Raw genomic sequence first — 21,202 nt, 5'->3', positions numbered from 1 at the left:
AGTAGGACACCGCCGAACAAATAGTGCGAAAGGCCCACACCAGAAATGGTGTGGGCCTTTTTGCGTTTAGGGTCGTGGTCAGCCTGAGGAGTTGAGCAATCTTCAACTTCCCCCTACCCATGAGTAGGGCATGACCCCTACTGTTCCGCCATGACAGATGTGCTGCGGCGCGGTCGGGCCGCGTTGGCGTTCAGCTTCTTCGCCCAGGGCGTCGCCTTCGCGCTGCTCGTGACGCGGATTCCGGCAATCCAGGACCGGTACGGGGTCTCCGACGGGCTGCTGCCTGCCTTCCTCGCTGCGGTGCCGGTTCTCGCGGGTCTGGGGAGTGTCTGCACCGAGCAGTTGGTGAAGAGGATCCCGCCGAGTCGTGTGCTGCGGTGGTCGCAGCCCGTCGTGCTCCTGGCGCTGCTCGGGGTGGGGGCCGGCGAGCACATGGTCGCACTGGGTGTCTCGCTGGCCGCCTTCGGGTTGGCGGTCGGGGCGCTCGACGCGTCGATGAACATGCTCGGGGTGAGCCTGCAGCGGTCGTACGGGCGGAGCATCATGCTCGGCTTCCACGCGGTGTACAGCCTGGGTGGGATAGCCGGGGCCTCGCTGGCGTGGGCCGGGGCGCACTGGGAGCTGCCGCTGCTTGTGTCGTATCTGCCGGTGGTGGCCGTGCTGCTGCCGGCCGCGCTGGTCGGGAGCCGGTGGTACGTCGACGCGGGGGCCGTGGAGGAGAAGAAGGAGGACGCCGCCGCCGCGGGGGGCGGTGGGTCCGTGGCGTTCACGATGTTGCTGCCGCTCTGTCTGGTGATGTGCTTCGCGTACATCGGGGACTCGACCGTCTCCAACTGGAGTGCGAAGTATCTGGAGGATGTGCTCGGGAGCAGCGAGGAGCTTGCGACCGTGCCGTATAACGTCTACATGGTCACCACGCTGCTCGGGCGGGCCATCGGGGACTTCGGGGTGCGGCGGTTCGGGGCCGTGGCCGTCGTACGGGCTGGGGCGGTGGTGGCGGCGCTCGGGTTCGCGGTGGTGGCGGGGGCGCCGGGGGCCTGGGTCGGGATGCTCGGGTTCACGCTGCTGGGGCTCGGGCTGTGTGTGCTGGTGCCGCAGACGTTCGCGGCGGCGGGGCGGCTGTTCCCAGGCGCTTCGGATGTTGCTGTTGCTCGGCTTAACATCTTCAACTATGTCGGGTTTTTGATCGGTTCTCCGTTGGTGGGGGCGCTGGGAGATCTCTGGAGTTATCGCGGGGCGATGCTCGTGCCGATGGTGTTGGTGCTGGTCACATTGGTGTACGCCCGCTCGTTCGAGACTCAGCCGGACCGATACGGTGGCGGGCATGAGCGGCCGCGCACAGCTGATGTGGGACGAGGCAGTAACGGGCTATGACTTCGGCCCGGACCATCCGATGGACCCGGTCCGGCTGTCGTTGACCCGGAGTCTGGTGAGTGCCTTTGGGCTCGACCGGGAGATGGATGTCGTCTCGGCGAAGCCCGCGGGGGAGTCGACCCTGCGGCTGGTGCACCGTGAGGACTATGTGGCGGCGGTCAAGGCGGCGTCCGCGGACCCTGGGGGTGCGGACCAGGCGTATGGGTTGGGGACCGTCGACGATCCCGCCTTCGCCGGGATGCATGAGGTGTCCGCGTTGATCGCCGGGCAGTCGGTGGGGGCGGCTGAGGCCGTGTGGCGGGGGGGCGCGCTGCACGCGGTGAACTTCGCCGGTGGGCTGCATCATGCGATGCCGGGCGGTGCGTCTGGGTTCTGTATCTACAACGATGCCTCGCTCGCCATCGCGCGGTTGTTGGAGCTGGGGGCCGAGCGGGTCGCCTATGTGGACGTCGATGTGCATCACGGGGACGGGGTGCAGGCGGCGTTCTGGGAGGATCCGCGGGTGCTGACGATCTCGTTGCACGAGCATCCTCGGACGTTGTTTCCACAGACCGGGTGGCCTGAGGAGACGGGGGCCTCGCCGGGTGCGGAGGGGTCGGCCGTGAATGTGGCGTTTCCGGCGGGGACCGGGGACGCGGGGTGGTTGCGGGCGTTTCATGCGGTGGTGCCGGAGGTGCTGGCCGAGTTTCGGCCGCAGGTGCTCGTGACTCAGCACGGGGCCGATACGCACTTCGAGGATCCGTTGGCGCATTTGGCGGTGTCGTTGGATGCGCAGCGGGCGGTGCAGGTGGCTCTGCATGAGTTGGCCCATGAGCATTCCGAGGGGCGGTGGGTCGCGCTCGGTGGGGGTGGGTACGCGGTGGTGGATGTGGTGCCGCGGTCGTGGACCCATCTGGTGGGGATTGTGGCGGGGCGGGAGATCGCGCCGGAGAGTGTGATTCCTGAGGGGTGGCGGCAGGAGGTCTTTGCTCGTACGAGGCAGTTGGCGCCGGCTCGGATGACTGATGGGCGGTGGCCTGTGGGGTGGGCTTCCTGGGAGGCGGGGTACGACCCTGCGGATCGGTTGGACCAGGCGGTGCTGGCTGCGCGTAAGGCTGTGTTTCCGTTGCGGGGGCTGTTGCCGTAGGGGCTTTCGCCCCCGCCGCCCCTACTCGTCCCATCCTCAAGGGGCTGTGCCCCTATTACCCCCTGCGCCTTGTAGCTCGGGGGGTTCTGTTTGGGGCGGGTGCGGGTTTGTTGTGGTTGCTCGCGCAGTTCCCCGCGCCCCTGAAGGGGCGCGTTGGTCGTTACGCCGACTGTGTGGTTCGAGCAGGGGTTTCGGCAGCGTCGGGGACATTGATGCGGCAGCATCGGAGCGTGGTGGGTGTTGGGGGGCTGCGGGCGCATCTTGTGGGGGCTGGGTTGGCTGGGAAGGTTGCTACTTCGCGGGAGTCGAGTCTGCGGAGTTATCGGCTCTTTGCGGCTCGGGATCCTCGGTTTTTGATCGGGCTTGATCCGGAGTTGGCCTGGCGGCAGCGGGATGTGCTCGGGTTGATGGCCGAGAGGTGTGGGGTTTCGGCCGATCCGGGGTGTACATCCGGGCAGGATGTGATTGATCCGGGGCGGACGCTGGCGGCGTTGGACCGGTTCGCGGAGCGGCTGGGGGCGGTCGCTCACAGTGGTGGGCCGGTGCTCTTCGGGACCGGGCATCCGCATCGGCTGATCGGCTTCTACGGTGCGTTGGCGGACGCCTTGTCGGCGATGGGGTGTGAGGTTCTCACCCCCGCGATGGGTAGACGTGTCGACATAACGACCCGGTTCGGTCTACGCACGTACAACCTTGACTACGTACGAGGAGTCGCCGTCGTACGCGAGGCGCCCGCGTTGCGCCCTGGTTGTGCGACCGGCGTACACACGCATTCACCCCTCCCGGTTCGGAGGGTTCTGGCGGCCGCGGCGGACGGTGGCGGGCCGCTCCCGGAACTCGTGGTCGGGGACCACGGATGGGTCTGCGGAGCAGGTCAGCTGGGGTTCGAGGCGATCGGGCTCGCCGATACGGACGATCCCGCGCTCTTCGTGGGGGAGGCGGAGGGGCAGGTGTCCGTCGCCGTTCCACTTGATGACGGTGTGCGGTCTGGTTACTACCGACCGCTGACCCGCTACGTACTCAATCGGGCGTGTCTGTCACAGTAAGACGCCGATGGCATCCCCTCTTCCCCACTCGCATCACCCGCCCCTACATTGGGGAGTGAGCACGCAGCGACGAAGAGTCACCGGAAGGGGAAGCCGGTGGCCGTCGAGTGCGGAAGGTTCAGGTGTGTCATGGCTGCAGCTGACGAGAGGCCTCTGAACGAGGTTCAGTTCCTGACCGTGGCGGAAGTCGCCTCGGTGATGCGAGTGTCGAAGATGACCGTGTACCGGTTGGTGCACAGCGGTCATCTGCCGGCGATCCGGGTGGGCAGGTCCTTCCGGGTGCCGGAGCAAGCGGTTCACGAGTACCTCCGCGATAGCTATGTGGGGGTGGAGACGGCCTGACGGCCACCGGTCCGAAGGGATCCCGGAGGTCCTGCGGGGCTTCCGGGAACCTCCGGTTCACCTCGATTACGACCTCAGCGCTCGGGCGGGTAGGCTGGCCCCTCGTAGGTCGTATGGGCCCATGGCGCCCAAACACCGAGTGATGAGAAGTGAGCGAGGGTAGTCGTGGGCTCTGTTATCAAGAAGCGGCGCAAGCGGATGGCGAAGAAGAAGCACCGCAAGCTGCTCAAGCGCACCCGCGTTCAGCGTCGCAACAAGAAGTAAGGCGGTCCGGGCCCTGAAAAGGGGCCCTGGCCGACCCCCGTTTCGTACGAGGGTCGTACGCCTTGCACGCTTACGCGAAGGCTGTTGAGAGCGCGTTGCATGTGACCCCCCACCTCAGTGGTGGGGGGTCACATGTTTTTGCCGGTCGTTGGCGCGGTCGTGGTCATCACAGCGCAACACCGACCCGCTAACGTGGCCGTACACGGGGAACGCGGCAGAGTACGAGCAGAGTTACGCCTATGGGTGCCGATGTCGGGAAGGAAGGCGCTGTCTTGGGGAAGGTCGTGCTCGTGACCGGGGTGGCCCGTCAGCTGGGCGGCCGGTTCGTTCGGCGGATCCAGCGTGACCCGGAGGTCGAGCGGGTCATCGCCGTCGACGCGGTGTCCCCGGCGCACCATCTGGGCGGCGCGGACTACGTGCAGGCCGACATCCGGCACCCGGCCATAGCCCGAGTGCTGGCCGAGCACAACGTCGACACCGTGGTGCACATGGACGTCACGGGCACCCCGCTGGGCAGCGGCGGCCGGGCCACGCTGAAAGAGACCAACGTCATCGGCACCATGCAGCTGCTCGGTGCCTGCCAGAAGTCCCCGTCGGTCAAGCGGCTGGTCGTGAAGTCCAGTACGAACGTGTACGGGTCCGCGCCACGCGACCCGGCCGTGTTCACCGAGACCACGCCGCCCAAGTCACTGCCCAGCGGCGGCTTCGCCAAGGACACCGTCGAGGTCGAGGGGTATGTGCGGGGCTTCGCGCGGCGTCGCCCCGACGTGGCCGTGTGCGTGCTGCGGTTCGCGAACATCCTCGGGCCGAGCGCCGATTCGCCGCTCGCCTCGTACTTCTCGCTGCCGGTGCTGCCGACCGTGCTGGGCTACGACCCGCGGCTGCAGTTCGTGCACGAGGACGATGTGATCGAGGTGCTGCGGATCGCCTCGCACGAGCCGGAGCGCGGCACGCTCAACAGCGGCACGTTCAACATCGCCGGCGACGGCGTCCTGCTGCTCTCGCAGTGCGCGCGGCGCCTGGGGCGGCCGACCGTGCCGTTGCTGATGCCGGCGGTCAGCTGGTTCGGCTCGATGGTCCGTACGCTCGGCGTCTCGGACTTCTCGCCGGAGCAGCTGCGGCTGCTGACCCACGGCCGGGTCGTGTCGACGAACCAGATGCGCGAGACGCTGGGCTATCGGGCCAAGTACACGACCGCGGAGACCTTCGCGGACTTCGCGCGCAGCCGCGGGCCCGGCCTGCTGCCCCCGGAGGCCGTCGCGGGGGCCATCGACCGGATCGCCGCACTGCCCGTCCCCGCATTGCCCTTGTCCGTTCTGGGCGGTGGGCAGCCCCCGACGCAGAGCGCCAACTGAGGAGCGCATCAACGATGGCGGATGCCAAGGTCATTCCGTTCGACGACGACCGGACGCGCGGGGGTTCCACGCAGCGCCCGCCGCGCCGCCGGGGCGCGGGGAGCCGGCGCAAGGGCGAGCCCGCGGTCGTCCGTGACGTCCATGGGGGACGTGAAGGTCGTGAAGGGCGTGAGGCACGTGAGACCGGTGAGGTCCAGCCTCTCCCCGGACGGCCGACCAGCGCCGATGATGTCCCTGTGACACGGGAGAAGCCGGAGCCGCCCCAGGGGGCCGCCGAGGCGCAGAACGGCAGCAGTCTCGAACGACGGATCGCGGGCGGTCTCGCTTTCCTGCGCAAGCGGCTCACGGGTGATTACGAGGTCGACGACTTCGGCTACGACGAGGAGTTGACCGACCAGGTCCTGATGTCCCTGCTGCGGCCGGTGTACGAGAAGTACTTCCGGGTCGAGGTGAAGGGCATCGAGAACATCCCGACGGACGGCGGCGCGCTGATCGTCGCCAACCATTCCGGGACGCTGCCGATGGACGGCCTGATGATGCAGGTCGCCGTCCACGACAACCATCCCGCCGGGCGCCATCTGCGGCTGCTCGCGGCGGACCTGGTCTTCATGCTGCCGGTGGTCAACGAGCTGGCCCGCAAGCTCGGGCACACCCTCGCGTGCGCGGAGGACGCCTCGCGGTTGCTGCAGCAGGGTGAGCTCGTCGGGGTGATGCCGGAGGGGTTCAAGGGGCTGGGTAAGCCGTTCGGGGACCGGTACAAGCTGCAGCGGTTCGGTCGGGGTGGGTTCGTCTCGACCGCGTTGCGGGCCGGTACGCCGATCATTCCGTGCTCGATCGTGGGGGCGGAGGAGATCTATCCGATGATCGGGAACTCCAAGACGCTCGCGCGGCTGCTGGGCTTTCCGTACTTCCCGATCACGCCTACGTTTCCGTGGCTGGGGCCGTTGGGGGCGGTGCCGTTGCCGACGAAGTGGACGATTCAGTTCGGGGAGCCGATTCCTACGGATGGGTATCCGCCGGAGGCGGCCGAGGATCCGATGTTGATGTTCAACTTGACGGATCAGGTGCGGGAGCAGATTCAGCACACGTTGTACAAGTTGCTGGTACAGCGGCGGTCGGTGTTCTTCTGAGGGTGGGGTGACTTGGCGTCCGGCGGGTGGTGCCGGGCGGGGGTTGGGTCCGCTGCTCGGCGGTTGCGAGGTGCCGCTGCGCCCACCCGTGCCGCCCCAGCGGCACGATTGCCCGCAGCTGTGACGACAGGGGTGGGCAGACGCCCCAGAGGCCCGATTGCCCGCAGCTATGCGCAGTGGGGGCGCCCTTCCTTCGAGAAGGACGCCCCCACCGTCGTAACTGCCTAGTTCGTGTTCTCGCCCTCGATGCCCAGGCCCGGGATGAGGCCCGGGAGGAGAGGGCGGAGGGTTACGTCGGGTGGTGTGGGCTTGTCGGTGGATGGGGAGCTGGGGCCGGTGGCGTCCAGGGGTGGGTCCAGGAGGTCGCCGGTGGTGCCGCCGACGAGGCCTTCGGCGGTACTGTCGGAGGTGGACGGCTTGGGCTTGCCGCTGGTGTCCTGGGTGCCGTTGGCGGAGCCGCCGGGGGTGGTGGTGGCCGACTGGCCGGGGTTCGTGGAGCCGGGGGCGCCGGAGTCCGTGGAGCGCTGCCCGTCGTTGCCGCCCTGGGTGGGGGGCTGTGGCAGCAGCGACTGGTGCGGGGCGACCTCTTCGTCTATGGCGGCGAAGACCGACGAGACCTGCTGACTGACGTCCCCGAGCTGTACGGGCAGTCGGTCGCGCAGGGCGCCCCAGGTCTCCCGGTGGGACTGGGAGAAGGCTGAGAGGGCCTGGATGGGGCCCAGGGAGCCGGGGTCGCGCTGGAAGGCCTCGTGCAGCAGGCGGTGGCCCTCGAAGGCGTCGTGCCGCATGCCGGTGAGGGCGCGGCGGACCTCGCCGACGGACTCGTGGTCGAGCTGTCCGCTGCGGTCGCGCTCCATCAGTCTGCGGGCCTCGCTGAGCCGGGTGGACGCCTGGTCCAAATAGAGCAGGCCGCGGTCGTCGCTGTCGTCGGCCAGGGTGAGCTTCACGTCCTCGATGCCGCGCTTGAGGCCGTAGAGCGAGTCACCGGGCAGGGCGTCCGAGCTGGCGGCGGCCACACCGCCGAAGGCTCCCGCGGCCACACCGACGCTGAGCCCGCCCGCGGCGAGGCCCTTCGTCAGCCGTGAACGTGGTCGCAACTTTCCCAGTGGGCTTGCCCGGTGCGCGCCTCGTGCCTTGCCCGATCGCTGCTCGGGCACTGAAGGGTCCGCCGCCTCGCCTCCCGGCACCGTGCCGTCCCGCAGCATGGCTTCCATCGCGGCCACCAGTTGGGCGCGCTGGACGACCTTGACCTCGGGGTCGAGCACTGGCTTGGGCAGCTCGCCGAGACCGGTCGCCAGGGTCAACAGGCGGCCCTGCTCGGTCTGTTCCGCCGCCGGGGCCGGTGCCGATTCTTCGGACTGCTCGGCCGCCGTGCCCCGGTCGGACTGCTCCTCCAGGGCCTGGGCGAAGGCGTTCGCCCGCCGGTGTGCCGATACGTTTGCGATCACTGGCGGCACCTCCTCTCGTCATGACGGTCGACTCCCCAGGGGGTCCTGAGGGTTGCACGTCCTGGGCCGATCCACACGATCGGGTGATCGGTGTCGGTCAGGTGTGACCACAGGGAGCCTGTATCCCGGACAACGAGCGGCGCGGCACTTGGGTTACGGACGGCGGATGATCGGGCGGGGAAGCCAACGGACTTCTACGCAGGGTGAGTTGAATGTCGCGGAGCGTGCGGCCCGGTGCTGTCGGGTGCGGCTCAGCGGGCGTCGTCCGGCAGGAGGCGGGCGAGGGTGCGCACCGCGCGGTACTGGAGGGTCTTGATCGCGCCCTCGTTCTTGCCCATGACGCGGGCGGTCTCGGCGACGGAGAGGCCCTGGAGGAAGCGAAGAGTGACGCACTCCTGCTGCTGGGGGTTGAGGCGGCGTACGGCCTCCAGGAGCGCGGCGTTGGAGAGGGACTCCAGAACGGAGTCCTCGGGGGAGCGCTCGACCTCGTTGGCGTCGAGCATCTCGCCGGTGGTGACCTCGAGGCGGAAGCGGCTGGACTTGAAGTGGTCGGCCACCAGGTTGCGGGCGATGGTGACCAGCCAGGCGCCGAAGTCGCGGCCCTGCCAGGTGAACGTGCCGATGCGGCGCAGGGCGCGCAGGAACGTCTCACTGGTGAGGTCCTCGGCGGTCGCCTTGCCGCCGACGCGGTAGTAGATGTAGCGGTAGACGGTGTCGCTGTACTGGTCGTACAGGCGGCCGAAGGCTTCGGCCTCGCCGGACTGGGCGCGTTCGACGAGGTCCATCATGCGGGCGCTGTCGCTGTCCGCGGCTGGACGGCGGGTGGTCGTGGCGGTGGATCCCGAACGGCCTCGTCTGCCCACCGCCGCGCTGCCGTCGGCCAGTGCGTAGCACGGGCCTACGGGCGCGGTGGCGGAGGCGAGGGCGGGGACGGCGTACGCGGTGGGGACGAAGCCGCGCAACAGTTCGTTGACTGTTGCGCGCAGCGTAGCCAGGCCCGAGGCGTCAACCCCGACGTGTGGGTACACGGGACTCCCAGAGGCAGAGCTTCCATCACGTGCAGTACGGGACCATTCACCCGTCGTAGCGACGGAGGGGTACCGGTTTGCGTCTGAGGAGAATAACGCTTCGTGCAGGCACTGCTACACCCAGTTGCTCAAATCATCGATTACGTCGCTTCTGTTACCGATTGACGGCTGTTCAAGTGCCGGTGAGTGATCGGTTGTTGATCGATTGGGTTCGCGTTCCGTCAAGGTGCGGGGCGTGTTGTGGTCGGGTGCGGATGAGTCGTCTGGCGGGGGGGCAGTGGGGGTATGACAGCGGGATTCGCCCCCGCCGCCCCTACCCATTCCCATCCCCAGGGGCTGTGCCCTGGCTGTGCCCCTTCGACCCCCTGGGCGCCTAATGGGGCGGGGGCGGGGGTGCGTTGGCGGGTGCGGGTCGGTGGGGGCTGGTCGCGCAGTTCCCCGCGCCCCTGAAAGACACGGCCCTGCGGACCGATGAAAAGCAGGGGCGCAGCCCCGGTTTTCGGGGGCGCGGGGAACTGCGCGACCAGCCCCCGCTCACCCGCAGTCGCCCAACTGCCTAACTCGTGCCTACCGGCGGCGGCGGTGCAGAGCGATGGCTGCTGCTGTGCCGCCGGCTACCGCGCCTACGCCTGCTGCTGCGGGGAGGCCTACCTTGGCGGCCTTGCGGGCGGTGCGGTAGTCGCGGAGGCGCCAGTCCATCTCTCGGGCGTGTTTGCGGAGTTTGGAGTCGGGGTTGATGGCGTAGGGGTGCCCGACGAGGGAGAGCATGGGGATGTCGTTGTGGGAGTCGCTGTACGCGGCGCAGCGGGAGAGGTCCAGGCTCTCCGCCGCGGCCAGGGCGCGGACCGCCTCCGCCTTCGCGGGGCCGTGGAGGGGCTCGCCGACCAGCTTGCCGGTGTAGACGCCGTCGACGGACTCGGCCACCGTGCCCAGGGCGCCGGTCAGGCCCAGGCGGCGGGCGATGACCTGGGCGATCTCGACGGGGGCCGCGGTGACCAGCCAGACCTTCTGGCCCGCGTCCAGGTGGGCCTGGGCAAGCGCCCGGGTGCCCGGCCAGATGCGCTCGGCCATGTACTCGTCGTAGATCTCCTCGCCGATGATCGTGAGTTCGGCGACGCGGTGGCCCTGCACGATGGAGAGGGCGGAGTTCTGGGCGTCCTGCATGTGCTCGGGGTCCTCGGAGCCCGCCAGCCTGAACCAGGCCTGCTGCCAGGCGAATCGGGCGAGGTCGCGCGTCTCGAAGAACTTGCGCTTGTACAGGCCCCGGCCGAAGTGGAACAGGGAGGCGCCCTGCATGACGGTGTTGTCGAGGTCGAAGAACGCGGCGGCCTTGTCGTCGCCGAGGACCGGGAACTCCGGTTCCCGGGCAGCGGTGTCGGGCGCGGGGGCGACCTCCTCCAACTCCTGGGAGGACTTGCGCGCTGCCTCCGCCGAGGCCTCGCCTGCCAAAACGCTCCGCGCCGTGGCGGAGCGCCTACGGGGAGTGAGCCATCCGAGAGCGGCCATGTCGTGAGCATAGCCAGTCTGTTCGGTACTTCCGGAGTCGAGAGGTTTGCAGGCTGTGAACTCTCCGCGACCGTGTCGTTAAAGAAGTGGTCACCTCGGCGCGTCCGCGTGCGAAACGGGTGAGTGGCAGGTGGGTGACAATGGCCGGCATGAGTGCCATGTTTCGGCGGGCGTCGAGGACGTCGAGGAGTCCTCGTGAGCGGCTCGTCACGTTGATCGGGAAGCCGGGGTGCCATCTGTGCGATGACGCGCAGGTGGTGGTCGAGAAGGTGTGCGGTGAACTTGGGGTGCCCTGGGAGAAGAAGGACATCACCCAGGACGAGGAACTGCACCGGCAGTACTGGGAGCAGATCCCGGTGGTGCTGGTGGACGGCGCGCAGCACACCTTCTGGCGCGTGAACGAGGACCGCCTTCGCAAAGCCCTGACGTAGCCCGGACGTAGTCGTGGCCCAGCCTTGTCGCCGGGTCGTCGCACGGTCATGACGCAGATGTGACCTGACCGACCAGTCCAAGTGGTCCCAAAAGTCGCTTAGGATCGATGGGCTGGTTGGTCTCGGGGGCGGGATGCGTGAGGAGAGTGTGCGGTTTTGCCCCCGTCTAGCAAGGCGCCTGGTGAGGAACGAAGGCGCACGCGTGCCGGTTCCGTACGCGTGCGTCGCGTGTGCGTGACCCCGGTCACGTTGGCCGGGCAAATCGGACACCATCTTTGTGCACGCGTTCACAAAGACATAGCCTGCTGTCGACGGGGCGGTCTGCGGACGCATGACCGCCCGCAGCCCCGCTCTACCCGCAGGAGCACCGTGGCAACTGGCCGAACTCACCGACCGGCGACCCGTAGCCGAGGGATTCCCGAGGCCACCGTCGCCAGGCTTCCGCTGTACCTCCGCGCCCTGACCGCGCTGTCGGAGCGCTCGGTACCCACCGTTTCATCCGAGGAACTGGCGGCCGCGGCCGGGGTCAACTCCGCGAAGCTGCGCAAGGACTTCTCGTACCTGGGTTCCTACGGGACGCGTGGGGTCGGCTACGACGTCGAATATCTCGTCTACCAGATCTCGCGTGAGCTGGGGCTGACCCAGGACTGGCCGGTCGTGATCGTCGGTATCGGTAACCTCGGCGCCGCGCTGGCCAACTACGGCGGGTTCGCGTCCCGTGGTTTCCGGGTCGCGGCGCTGATAGACGCCGATCCGGCGATGGCGGGGAAGCCGGTCGCGGGGATTCCGGTCCAGCACACGGACGATCTGGAAAAGATCATCGAGGGCAACGGGGTGTCGATCGGTGTGATCGCCACTCCCGCCGGTGCCGCCCAGCCGGTCTGCGACCGGCTCGTCGCCGCAGGTGTCACGTCCATCCTGAACTTCGCGCCCACCGTTCTCTCCGTGCCGGACGGTGTCGACGTACGCAAGGTGGATCTGTCGATCGAGCTGCAGATCCTCGCCTTCCACGAGCAGCGCAAGGCCGGTGAGGAGGCCGCGGCTGAGACCGCGGCCGTGACCCTGACTCCCAAGGAGGCAGGGAAAGGGCCGGACGGGGATGTCCCCGCCGTGATGCCGGCATGAGTCTCCTGGTCGTCGGGCTGAGCCACCGCAGTGCTCCGGTGAGTGTGCTGGAGCGGGCCGCGCTGTCCCCGGACGCGCAGCTCAAGTTGCTTCAGGACACGGTCGCCGCCGAGCCGGCCGCCGAGGCCGCCGTGCTCGCCACCTGCAACCGCATAGAGCTGTACGCGGACGTGGACAAGTTCCACGCGGGCGTCGCCGAGCTGTCCACGCTGCTCGCCCAGCACAGCGGGGTGGGGCTCGACGAGCTGACGCCCTATCTGTACGTGCACTACGAGGACCGGGCCGTCCACCATCTGTTCTCCGTGGCCTGCGGGCTCGACTCCATGGTCGTCGGCGAGGGGCAGATCCTCGGGCAGATCAAGAACTCGCTGGCCGGCGCGCAGGAGACGCACACCGCCGGGCGGCTGCTGAACGACCTGTTCCAGCAGGGCCTGAGGGTCGGTAAGCGGGCGCACTCCGAGACCGGTATCGACCGGGCCGGGCAGTCGCTGGTGACCTTCGGCCTGGAGCAGTTCACCGCCGGCGGGGACGTCGAGAGCTGGGCCGCGGGCAAGCGGGCCGTCGTCATCGGCGCCGGGTCGATGTCGTCGCTGGCCGCCGCCACGCTCGCGCGGGCCGGCGTCGCTGAGATCGTGATCGCCAACCGGACGTACGACCGTGCCGAGCGGCTCGCGCAGATCATCACCGAGCAGGGCGAAACGGACGTGCTGGCCCGCGCGGTACCGATGGAGTCGGTGCCGGCCGAGCTGACACGTGCCGATGTCGTTGTCTCCTGCACGGGCGCCACGGGCCTGGTCCTCACCGCCGACGTGGTCGCGGCGGCGGTCGAGGGCCGGGTGCCCGAGGGCGCCCCCGCCGCACCGGATACCCGTACGCATGTACGGCCCGTGCTGCCGCCCACGTCCGTCGGCACCGACGAGAACTGTCCGCTCGACCTCTCCGCCGGAGCCGTGCAGGGCGGTGGTTTCTCCGTGCTCGGGGAGGCCGCGGTGGCCGGGATGGACGCGGCGACGCTGGAACAGCACGCGGCCTGGGTCGACAACGCCACGGTCGACATCCGGGACCGGCGACGCACCCCCGCCGCCGACGCCGAGCTGATCACCGCGCTCGCCGCGACCGTGGCCCGCACCGGGCGGATCACCGAGCTGCGCAGGCCCGAGCCGGTCGTCGAGGTGCCCCGGCCCGCCCCCGTGCTGGCGCTGCTGGACCTGGCGATGCCCCGGGACATCGACGCGGCCGCGCACCGGCTGGCGGGTGTACGGCTGGTCGACATCGAGTCGCTCGCCGAGGCCTCGGCCGACGCACCGATGGCGGCCGACGTGGACATGGTGCGGCGGATCGTTTCGGACGAGGTGGCCGCGTTCGGCGCCGCTCAGCGGGCCGCGCACATCACACCGACCGTCGTGGCGCTGCGCGCCATGGCCGCCGAGGTCGTCGCGAACGAGATCGCCCGCCTGGAGGGCCGGCTGCCCGGGCTCGACGACAAGCACCGCGGCGAGATCGCCCAGACCGTGCGGCGCGTCGTCGACAAGCTGCTGCACGCCCCGACCGTACGGGTCAAGCAGCTCGCGGCCGAGCCCGGCGGCGCCGGGTACGCGGACGCGCTGCGGACCCTGTTCGACCTGGACCAGGAGACGGTCGCCGCCGTGTCCCGGGCCGAGGACAGCAAGACCACCGAGAACGACGCCGAGAACCGAGGGCGATCATGAGTGAGCCGCAACAGAGGGCACTGAGGCTCGGGACCAGGCGCAGCAAACTCGCCATGGCCCAGTCCGGGCAGGTGGCGGACGCCGTGCGCGGCCTGACCGGACGGCCCGTCGAACTCGTGGAGATCACGACGTACGGCGATGTCTCCCGCGAGCACCTGGCGCAGATCGGCGGCACGGGTGTGTTCGTCACCGCGCTGCGCGACGCGCTGCTGAGCGGCGAGGTCGACTTCGCCGTGCACTCGCTCAAGGACCTGCCCACCACACAGCCCGCCGAGCTGGTGCTGGCCGCCGTGCCGGTGCGCGAGGACGCGCGGGACGTGCTGGTCGCCCGGGACGGGCTCGCCTTCGAGCAGCTGCCCGAGGGCGCCCGCGTCGGTACCGGTTCGCCTCGGCGGATGGCCCAGCTCAACGCGTACGCCCGCAACCATGGGCTGACGATCGAGACGGTGCCGATCCGCGGCAATGTAGACACCCGGATCGGGTATGTGCGGAAGGGTGAGCTGGACGCCGTCGTTCTGGCCGCCGCCGGACTGAACCGGATCGGGCGCAGTGATGAAGTGACCGATTTCCTTTCGGTCGACACCGTTTTGCCCGCCCCCGGCCAGGGGGCACTGGCGATCGAATGCACCGCCGACAACGCGGAACTGATCGCCGCGCTCGCCGGGCTCGACGACCCGTACACTCGGGCCGCCGTGACCGCCGAGCGGTCCCTGCTCGCCGCCCTGGAGGCCGGTTGCAGCGCACCTGTGGGTGCGTTCGCCGACCTTCTGGCCGACGGGCAGACTGTCAAGGAGATGCGCCTGCGCGGCGTCGTCGGCACGACCGACGGCTCGACGCTGGTGCAGCTGTCCACCACCGGTCCCGTGCCCGAGACGTACGACCAAGCAATGGCGCTCGGCCGTGAACTCGCCGCCGAGATGCTCGCTAAGGGCGCGGCCGGTCTGATGGGGGAGCGAGCACATTGAGCCCCACCACCCTTCCCGCCGGTCCGGAACACGGGCACGTCACCTTCCTCGGTGCCGGACCCGGGGATCCGGGACTGCTGACACTGCGCGCCGTCGAGGCGCTGGCGAACGCGGACGTTCTCGTCGCCGAGCACGACGTGCTCGACGTCGTACGTGTGCATGCCCGCTCCGGCGTCGCCCTGCTCGACACCGATTCGAGCCCGCCGCCGTCCCCGTCCCCGAACGCGGTGTCCGCCGCGGACACGTTCTCGGGCACGGGCACGCCTCAGCTGACGGTTGTTGACGGCGCGTCAACAACCGTTGGTGCACCCGCTGTGCGGGATGCGGCACATCTTGTCATGGAGGCCGCGCGGGGCGGCAAGCGGGTCGTGCGTGCGGTGTCCGGGGATCCCGGCCTCGACACGTACGCCACCGAGGAGATGCTGGCGTGCGCCGCCGCGGGTGTGCCGTTCGAGGTCGTGCCCGGGGTGGCGACCGCGGTGGGCGTGCCCGCGTACGCCGGTGTGCCGCTGCGGGACGCGCAGGGCGCCGACGTCCGGTTCGTGGACGCCCGTACCGCCTCCGACCGGTGCTGGACCGAGGTCGGCGCCTCGGACGGCACGGTCGTCGTCTCGGCGACGCTGGAGACCGTGGCCGCGGCGGCCGGTGAGCTGGTCGCCGCCGGGCGCAAGCCCGATACGCCACTGACCGTGACCGTCGCCGGTACGACGACCCGACAGCGGACCTGGAGCGCGACGCTGGGCACCATCGCCCAGACGCTGAAGCAGGCCAAGGTGCTGCCCTCGCCGGAGGGCGGGCGGCCGGTGATAGCCGTGGTCGGCGAGCGTTCCGCCGCGGCCCAGCGCGACCAGTTGTCGTGGTTCGAGAGCAAGCCCCTGTTCGGGTGGCGGGTTCTCGTGCCGCGTACGAAGGAGCAGGCCGCGTCGCTCTCCGACCAACTGCGGTCCTACGGCGCCGTCCCGCACGAGGTGCCGACGATCGCCGTCGAACCGCCGCGGACGCCGCAGCAGATGGAGCGGGCCGTCAAGGGGCTCGTGACCGGGCGGTACGAGTGGATCGCCTTCACCTCGGTGAACGCGGTCAAGGCCGTGCGGGAGAAGTTCGAGGAGTACGGGCTCGATGCGCGGGCCTTCGCCGGGATCAAGGTCGCGGCGGTGGGGGAGCAGACGGCCAAGGCGCTCGTCGCCTTCGGCGTGAAGCCGGATCTGGTGCCTTCGGGGGAGCAGTCCGCGGCCGGGCTGCTGGAGGACTGGCCGCCGTACGACCCTGTGTTCGATCCCATTGACCGGGTGTTCCTGCCTCGGGCCGATATCGCCACGGAGACGTTGGTGGCGGGTCTCATCGAGCTCGGGTGGGAGGTCGATGACGTCACGGCGTACCGGACCGTGCGCGCCTCGCCGCCGCCGGCTGAGACTCGGGAGGCGATCAAGGGGGGTGGGTTCGACGCGGTTCTGTTCACGTCGTCTTCCACCGTGCGGAACCTGGTGGGGATCGCCGGGAAGCCGCACAACGTGACCGTGATCGCCTGTATTGGGCCGGCTACCGCGAAGACCGCCGAGGAGCATGGGCTTCGGGTGGATGTGATGGCTCCGGAGCCGTCTGTGCACAAGCTCGCCGAGGCGTTGGCCGACTTCGGGTTGCGGCGGCGGGCCGCGGCTGTGGAGGCGGGGGATCCGGTTACTCGGCCCAGTGAGCGGCGGCCGGGGGCTCGGCGGAGGCGGTCTACTACCTGAGGCGGTCGTAGGGGGCGGCGGTTCCTGAGATACGCCGCCCCTGGCCCGTTTCTCCGTCGATCCGATCAGGCGCACGGATTCCTGCACGCAATTACCTTGCGATTCTTGAGTGTTCATGTGATCCTGCAAGGCTTTGCTCTGGCATGAACGCGGGAAACGTGGGGACCACATGGTGATCGGAACGGCGGGCAACACGGCTGGTGGCGACGACGAGCAGGTCAGGCGACTGGCTGCGGGCTCGTCCAACTTCGGTCACCTGATCAGGCACGAGCCTTTACTGGTGACGCTCGGCTGTGCGGCGGAGTCGTACGTCCATACAGATCCGCACGCGGCCATGGTGAAGGCTCGTCTGTTCGGCGAGATCATGGCCAAGCACCTGGTGACCCTGGTCAACGTCACCGTTCCCGGCAACAGGGCAGGTCGACCGCATAAATGCCCTGACCCGGGCAGGCGTTCTCGTTCCCCAGGTGGGTGCGTGGTTCGAAGGGATCCGCACGACGGGCAACCGAGCGGTCCACGAGTACTACGCCAATGTGCGCGCCGCACTTCAGGCAGTGGAGACCTGCTTCCGGCTCGGTGACTGGCTGCACCGCTCCCTCGACCAGTCCGACACCACGCACCGCGTCTTCCTGCCGCCCGCGCACCCGTCTGCCTCCCCCGCCCCCGAGACGGCCGCCGACGCGCAGGAGCTGGAGCAGCTCCGTACCGAACTCGACGCCTACCGCCGCAAGCTGGAGGAGGCCCGGCTCCGCTACGACGGCAAGCAGAACCGGCTGGAGCGTGAGCAGGCCGCCCGCGCGCAGGCCGAGGCGGAACTGTCCCGTGCCGAGGTCGAGCGGGCCGCCCTGCACGACGTGATCGCCGAACTGAGCGGCAAGATCACGGAGTTGACGGCTTCGGCGCTGGACTCGCGTACCGCCGCCCGGCCGCTGGACGGTGCCTCGCAGCGCGACGAGTTCATCGCCTACGCGCAGAAGGCGGCTCGCCCGCCGATGAGCGAGGCGCAGGTCCGTGCCGAGCTGGACCAGATCTTGGAGAAGGCGGGTTGGGCCGTCCAGGACGACAGCGCCAAGAACCTCTTCGCGGGCCGGGGCGTCGCCGTACGGGAAGTCTCCACCGCCGTCGGTCGCGCCGACTACCTCCTCTACGTCGACCAGCGCCTGGTCGGTGTCATAGAGGCGAAGCGGGAAGGCGCTGATCTGGAGGCCGCTATGCAGCAGGCCTCGCGCTACGCCACCGGGCTCACGCGCAGCCAGCAGCTCAGCGCCTGGCGGGCCAGCCTGCCCTTCCGGTACGTGGCCGACGGCAACACGGTCCGCTTCCACAACGCGCTCGACCCTTCCCCGCGTACGCGTGACGTCTCCGCCGTGCACCGCCCGGAGACGATCGCCCGCTGGGTCGACGAGGCCGAGGCCGACCCCACGGCGCCGACCCTGCGTGCCCGGATGCGGCGCCTGCCGCAGACGTTCCTCGACCCGGACCGCTGCGTCCCGCCCAGCAGAAGGCGATCGAGGGCCTGGAGCGCTCCCTGGCCAAGGACGACCCGCGCGCCCTGATCCAGATGGCGACCGGCGCCGGCAAGACGTACACGGTGGTCAGCGAGAGCTACCGGCTGCTCAAGCACGCGGGTGCCAAGCGAGTGCTGTTCCTCGTCGACCGCAACAACCTGGGCAGCCAGGCCGCGACCGAGTTCGAGAACTTCGACACACCGGACGACGGGCGTAAGTTCACCGAGCTGTACGTCGTGCAGAGGATGGCCGGGGACACCGTCCTGGGCTCCGCGCACGTGGTGGTGTCGACCGTGCAGCGGCTGTGGATGGCGCTGACGGGCCAGGCGGTGCCGAGCGCGGACGACAACAACGAGGCGCTCGACCGGTACGACCTGGTCGACGAGCCGGTGGAGGTCGGTTACAACCCGGCCCTGCCGCCGGAGTCCTTCGACCTCATCGTCGTCGACGAGTGCCATCGCTCCATCTACGGCAAGTGGCGGGCGGTGCTGGAGTACTTCGACGCTCACATGGTGGGGCTGACCGCCACCCCGGTCGCCCAGACCTTCGGGTTCTTCTTCCAGAACCTGGTCAGCGAGTACCCGTACGAGCAGGCTGTCGCCGATGGCGTCAACGTCGACTTCGATGTCTTCCGTATCCGTACGGAGCTGGGGGAGAACGGCGGCACGATCCCCGCCGAGACGGTCGTGCCGATGCGGGAGCGGAAGACCCGGCGGGAGCGGTACCAGGAGCTGGAGGAGGACCTGGAGTGGAAGGCGTCCCAGCTGGGCCGCCAGGTCATCAGCAAGGGGCAGCTGAAGCTCGTCGTCGAGACGTTCCGGCAGCACCTGTTCACGGACATCTTTCCGCCCGTGGGGGAGGGAGAGGTCCAGCGGTCGCGCACGCATGTGCCCAAGACGCTGATCTTCGCCGTGGACGACAACCACGCCGATGAAATCGTGCAGATGGTGCGGCAGGTGTTCGGCGAGAGCGACGACTTCTGCATGAAGATCACGCATGCGGCGAAGCGGCCTGCCGAGCTGATCAAGGCGTTCCGGAACAGCCCCGAGCTGCGGGTCGCGGTGACCGTGGACATGATCGCCACGGGGACGGACATCCCGCCGCTGGAGTGTGTCTTCTTCCTGCGGGACGTGAAGAGCTGGGCGTACTTCGAGCAGATGAAGGGGCGGGGTTCGCGGACGATCGATGCCGCGGAATTCCAGGCGGTCACGCCTGACGCCGAGGTGAAGGAACGGTTCGTGATCGTTGACGCGGTCGGCGTCACGGACTCGCCCCGCGTGGACGCGCGCCCTCTCAACCGAGTCTCCGAGCGGAAGATCCCGCTGGAGAGGCTGATGGCCAAGACAGCCGGGCTGGCGATGACGGAGGACGAGGTCGCCACGCTGGCGGGGCGCCTGGCGCGCCTTAACCGGCAGCTCACTCCTGAGGAGCGCGAGGAGGTCGAGGAACTCGCCGGCCAGCCGCTCCAGGAGATCGTGGGCGGTCTGGTTCGGTCCGTGGACCCTGATCAGCAGGAGAGGGCGCGACGGATCGGGGGGCAGGAGCAGGTTCGGCAGGACATGCTGGAGGTGCTGAAGCCGATCGCTTCGAACCGTGAGCTGAGGGATCGGCTGATGTCGATGCGGCGCGCCCACGACATCGTCATAGACGAGGTGAGCGTGGACGAGGTGAAGGAGGCGCGCGGCATCACGGCGGACGAGCTGGCGATTCGGCGTGTGTCCTCCTGGCAGCAGTACCTGAAGGACCACCGGGATGAGATCGCCGCGTTCAACATCGCGTTCAGCGAGCGGCGCGACCCGAAGGAGGTCTACCGGCGGCTGCGGGACCTCGCGCGCAAGATCGAGCGTCCTCCGTTCCAGTGGACTCCGGCACGGCTGTACGACGCGTATGTGCAGCTGGGCAAGGCGGCTCGGTATCCGAGAGGAGCGGCTGGTGTTGTCGACCTGATCGGCTTGCTGCGGTTCGAGCTGGGGTTGGATCAGGAGGTACGGCCGTACCGGGCGCTGGTGGAGGAACGGTACGCGGCGTGGCAGGTCCGGCAGGAGCAGGCGGGGGCCGTTTTCACTGCGGATCAGGTGTGGTGGCTGGACCGGATGGTGGACGTGATCGCCACGGATGCGGCGATCGAGCCCGAGCATTTGAAGGACGTACCCTTCATCGAGCGTGGGGGCGTGGACGGGTTCCTTCGGGAATTCGGGGCCGATCGGGGGGCTGAGATTTTGGGTGAGCTGGGACGGGAGTTGGGCGCGTGAGCGAGGGCGGTATTCCTTCGGAACTGCCGGAGGGATGGGTCCGGGTTCGGCTCGGCGATATCCTTGCCCGGATTGAGGCGGGTAAGTCCTACAAGTGTGAACCTCGGCCGGCGTCGGCTGAAGAGTGGGGTGTCATCAAGGTCAGCGCCATGACCTGGGGTGAATTCGATGAGGGGGAGAACAAGGCCGTACCTGCGGAGTTTCCCTTCAACCCTGAGTACGAGATTCGGCCGGGGGACGTGACGTCCTGCTGAGTCGGGCGAACACGGCGGCCTATGTAGGGGCGTCCGTGCTTGTGCGTAAGTGCCGCCCCCAACTGCTTCTCAGCGACAAGAGTCTTCGCCTTGTCCCGGCTGACGGGATCGACCGGGAGTGGCTGGCATATCTCCTCTCGTCGCCAGGCATCCGAGGCCAGATCTCTGAACGCGCCACCGGTACGAAGGACTCGATGCGGAATATTTCTCAGGGGACGCTCACGGAAATCGAGTGCTTGTTGCCGCCGGTTGAGGAGCAGCGGCGCATCGTTGTAGCGCTCGAAGAGCAACTGTCGCGCCTCGACGCGGCTGATGGAACTCTCCAGCTCAGCGCCCGCCGCATCGAACGGTACCTCCAAGCAGCGCTCCATAGGATGACGTCGGCCCACGCCCCAGTCCAATTTCGCGACGTCTTGACTACGGGTCTGGCGAATGGTCGATCTGTCCCGACCCGAGCGGGTGGATTCCCCGTGCTTCGGCTTACTGCTCTATCCGACACCTACGTCGACCTCATGCAACGCAAGGAGGGTGACTGGGAAGAGAGCGACGCGGAGCCGTTCCTCGTCCAGCCAGGTGACTTCCTCGTCGCTCGCGGAAATGGTTCGG

The 21,202-nt window shown here is 68.9% G+C and carries 18 protein-coding genes; 15 read left to right on the top strand and 3 right to left on the bottom strand.

Annotation, left to right across the window (positions count from 1 at the left end):
- Positions 1-150: 150 nt before the first annotated feature.
- The 7 genes from F3T56_RS30745 (at position 151) to F3T56_RS30715 (ending at position 6,637) form a co-directional block, all read left to right on the top strand.
- The gene (locus F3T56_RS30745; RefSeq protein ID WP_149828596.1) at positions 151-1,374 is read left to right on the top strand and encodes an MFS transporter; all 1,224 of its coding nucleotides are present in this window, start codon (positions 151-153) and stop codon (positions 1,372-1,374) included.
- Entirely contained in the window at positions 1,325-2,500 is a 1,176-nt protein-coding gene (locus F3T56_RS30740) for an acetoin utilization protein AcuC (RefSeq protein WP_149828595.1), read from the top strand. Before F3T56_RS30745 ends, F3T56_RS30740 begins: the two co-directional genes overlap by 50 nt.
- Before the next feature lie 212 nt (positions 2,501-2,712).
- Positions 2,713-3,546 (top strand): phosphatase, encoded by an 834-nt coding sequence (locus F3T56_RS30735; protein ID WP_172639221.1) that lies wholly within the window; start codon positions 2,713-2,715, stop codon positions 3,544-3,546.
- Positions 3,547-3,675: 129 nt separating this feature from the next.
- On the top strand, positions 3,676-3,888 hold the full coding sequence (locus tag F3T56_RS30730) for a helix-turn-helix domain-containing protein (protein WP_172639220.1): 213 nt from the start codon (positions 3,676-3,678) through the stop codon (positions 3,886-3,888).
- Positions 3,889-4,053: 165 nt separating this feature from the next.
- The gene (locus tag F3T56_RS30725; RefSeq protein WP_003948845.1) at positions 4,054-4,152 is read left to right on the top strand and encodes a 30S ribosomal protein bS22; all 99 of its coding nucleotides are present in this window, start codon (positions 4,054-4,056) and stop codon (positions 4,150-4,152) included.
- A gap of 272 nt (positions 4,153-4,424) precedes the next feature.
- Positions 4,425-5,507: an NAD-dependent epimerase/dehydratase family protein gene (locus F3T56_RS30720; RefSeq protein ID WP_149828592.1), complete on the top strand. Its 1,083-nt coding sequence runs from the start codon at positions 4,425-4,427 to the stop codon at positions 5,505-5,507.
- Positions 5,508-5,521: 14 nt separating this feature from the next.
- On the top strand, positions 5,522-6,637 hold the full coding sequence (locus F3T56_RS30715) for a lysophospholipid acyltransferase family protein (protein ID WP_149828591.1): 1,116 nt from the start codon (positions 5,522-5,524) through the stop codon (positions 6,635-6,637).
- Positions 6,638-6,861: 224 nt separating this feature from the next.
- Here F3T56_RS30715 and F3T56_RS30710 read toward each other — a convergent pair whose 3' ends face one another.
- From F3T56_RS30710 to F3T56_RS30700, 3 genes are all read right to left on the bottom strand, one after another.
- Positions 6,862-8,085, bottom strand: coding sequence for a DUF5667 domain-containing protein (locus F3T56_RS30710; RefSeq protein WP_149828590.1), 1,224 nt, complete (start codon positions 8,083-8,085; stop codon positions 6,862-6,864).
- Positions 8,086-8,336: 251 nt separating this feature from the next.
- Positions 8,337-9,113, bottom strand: a complete 777-nt coding sequence (locus F3T56_RS30705; RefSeq protein WP_149828589.1) for an ECF subfamily RNA polymerase sigma factor, BldN family — start codon at positions 9,111-9,113, stop codon at positions 8,337-8,339.
- A 567-nt stretch (positions 9,114-9,680) separates the two neighbouring features.
- The gene (locus tag F3T56_RS30700; protein ID WP_149828588.1) at positions 9,681-10,619 is read right to left on the bottom strand and encodes an HAD family hydrolase; all 939 of its coding nucleotides are present in this window, start codon (positions 10,617-10,619) and stop codon (positions 9,681-9,683) included.
- Between the two features lie 140 nt (positions 10,620-10,759).
- Here F3T56_RS30700 and F3T56_RS30695 point away from each other — a divergent pair, with 140 nt between their 5' ends.
- The 8 genes from F3T56_RS30695 to F3T56_RS30665 all read left to right on the top strand — a co-directional run bounded on the left by F3T56_RS30695 (position 10,760) and on the right by F3T56_RS30665 (position 20,596).
- Complete coding sequence (locus F3T56_RS30695) at positions 10,760-11,050, top strand: glutaredoxin family protein (RefSeq protein WP_149828587.1); 291 nt, start codon at positions 10,760-10,762, stop codon at positions 11,048-11,050.
- Positions 11,051-11,419: 369 nt separating this feature from the next.
- Positions 11,420-12,175, top strand: coding sequence for a redox-sensing transcriptional repressor Rex (locus tag F3T56_RS30690; protein WP_149828586.1), 756 nt, complete (start codon positions 11,420-11,422; stop codon positions 12,173-12,175).
- Positions 12,172-13,884, top strand: coding sequence for a glutamyl-tRNA reductase (locus tag F3T56_RS30685; RefSeq protein ID WP_149828585.1), 1,713 nt, complete (start codon positions 12,172-12,174; stop codon positions 13,882-13,884). Before F3T56_RS30690 ends, F3T56_RS30685 begins: the two co-directional genes overlap by 4 nt.
- Positions 13,881-14,849, top strand: a complete 969-nt coding sequence (gene hemC / locus F3T56_RS30680; RefSeq protein ID WP_149828584.1) for a hydroxymethylbilane synthase — start codon at positions 13,881-13,883, stop codon at positions 14,847-14,849. The genes F3T56_RS30685 and hemC overlap by 4 nt, the downstream gene beginning before the upstream one ends.
- Positions 14,846-16,582 carry a bifunctional uroporphyrinogen-III C-methyltransferase/uroporphyrinogen-III synthase gene (locus F3T56_RS30675; RefSeq protein ID WP_149828583.1) on the top strand — a complete coding sequence of 579 codons (1,737 nt, stop codon included), beginning with the start codon at positions 14,846-14,848 and terminating at the stop codon, positions 16,580-16,582. The genes hemC and F3T56_RS30675 overlap by 4 nt, the downstream gene beginning before the upstream one ends.
- Before the next feature lie 467 nt (positions 16,583-17,049).
- A complete protein-coding gene (locus F3T56_RS48400) occupies positions 17,050-18,138 on the top strand; it encodes a type I restriction endonuclease (RefSeq protein WP_246204049.1) in 1,089 nt (362 codons plus the stop codon).
- On the top strand, positions 18,066-20,342 hold the full coding sequence (locus tag F3T56_RS30670) for a DEAD/DEAH box helicase family protein (RefSeq protein ID WP_342787006.1): 2,277 nt from the start codon (positions 18,066-18,068) through the stop codon (positions 20,340-20,342). Before F3T56_RS48400 ends, F3T56_RS30670 begins: the two co-directional genes overlap by 73 nt.
- Complete coding sequence (locus F3T56_RS30665; protein WP_149828582.1) at positions 20,339-20,596, top strand: restriction endonuclease subunit S domain-containing protein; 258 nt, start codon at positions 20,339-20,341, stop codon at positions 20,594-20,596. Before F3T56_RS30670 ends, F3T56_RS30665 begins: the two co-directional genes overlap by 4 nt.
- Positions 20,597-21,202 lie beyond the last annotated feature (606 nt).

This window comes from Streptomyces tailanensis, assembly GCF_008386495.1.
GTDB lineage: Bacteria > Actinomycetota > Actinomycetes > Streptomycetales > Streptomycetaceae > Streptomyces > Streptomyces tailanensis.
The sequence above is the reverse complement of the archived record's forward strand: the minus strand, read 5'-3'. Positions and strand labels throughout refer to the sequence as shown.

Excerpts from the sequence above, each read along its gene's own strand:
- hemC (WP_149828584.1), top strand. The coding sequence starts at position 13,881 with ATGAGTGAGCCGCAACAGAGGGCACTGAGGCTCGGGACCAGGCGCAGC.
- F3T56_RS30700 (WP_149828588.1), bottom strand. The coding sequence starts at position 10,619 with ATGGCCGCTCTCGGATGGCTCACTCCCCGTAGGCGCTCCGCCACGGCG.
- F3T56_RS30730 (WP_172639220.1), top strand. The coding sequence starts at position 3,676 with ATGGCTGCAGCTGACGAGAGGCCTCTGAACGAGGTTCAGTTCCTGACC.
- F3T56_RS30685 (WP_149828585.1), top strand. The coding sequence starts at position 12,172 with ATGAGTCTCCTGGTCGTCGGGCTGAGCCACCGCAGTGCTCCGGTGAGT.
- F3T56_RS30735 (WP_172639221.1), top strand. The coding sequence starts at position 2,713 with ATGCGGCAGCATCGGAGCGTGGTGGGTGTTGGGGGGCTGCGGGCGCAT.
- F3T56_RS30740 (WP_149828595.1), top strand. The coding sequence starts at position 1,325 with ATGAGCGGCCGCGCACAGCTGATGTGGGACGAGGCAGTAACGGGCTAT.
- F3T56_RS30695 (WP_149828587.1), top strand. The coding sequence starts at position 10,760 with ATGGCCGGCATGAGTGCCATGTTTCGGCGGGCGTCGAGGACGTCGAGG.
- F3T56_RS30745 (WP_149828596.1), top strand. The coding sequence starts at position 151 with ATGACAGATGTGCTGCGGCGCGGTCGGGCCGCGTTGGCGTTCAGCTTC.
- F3T56_RS30715 (WP_149828591.1), top strand. The coding sequence starts at position 5,522 with ATGGCGGATGCCAAGGTCATTCCGTTCGACGACGACCGGACGCGCGGG.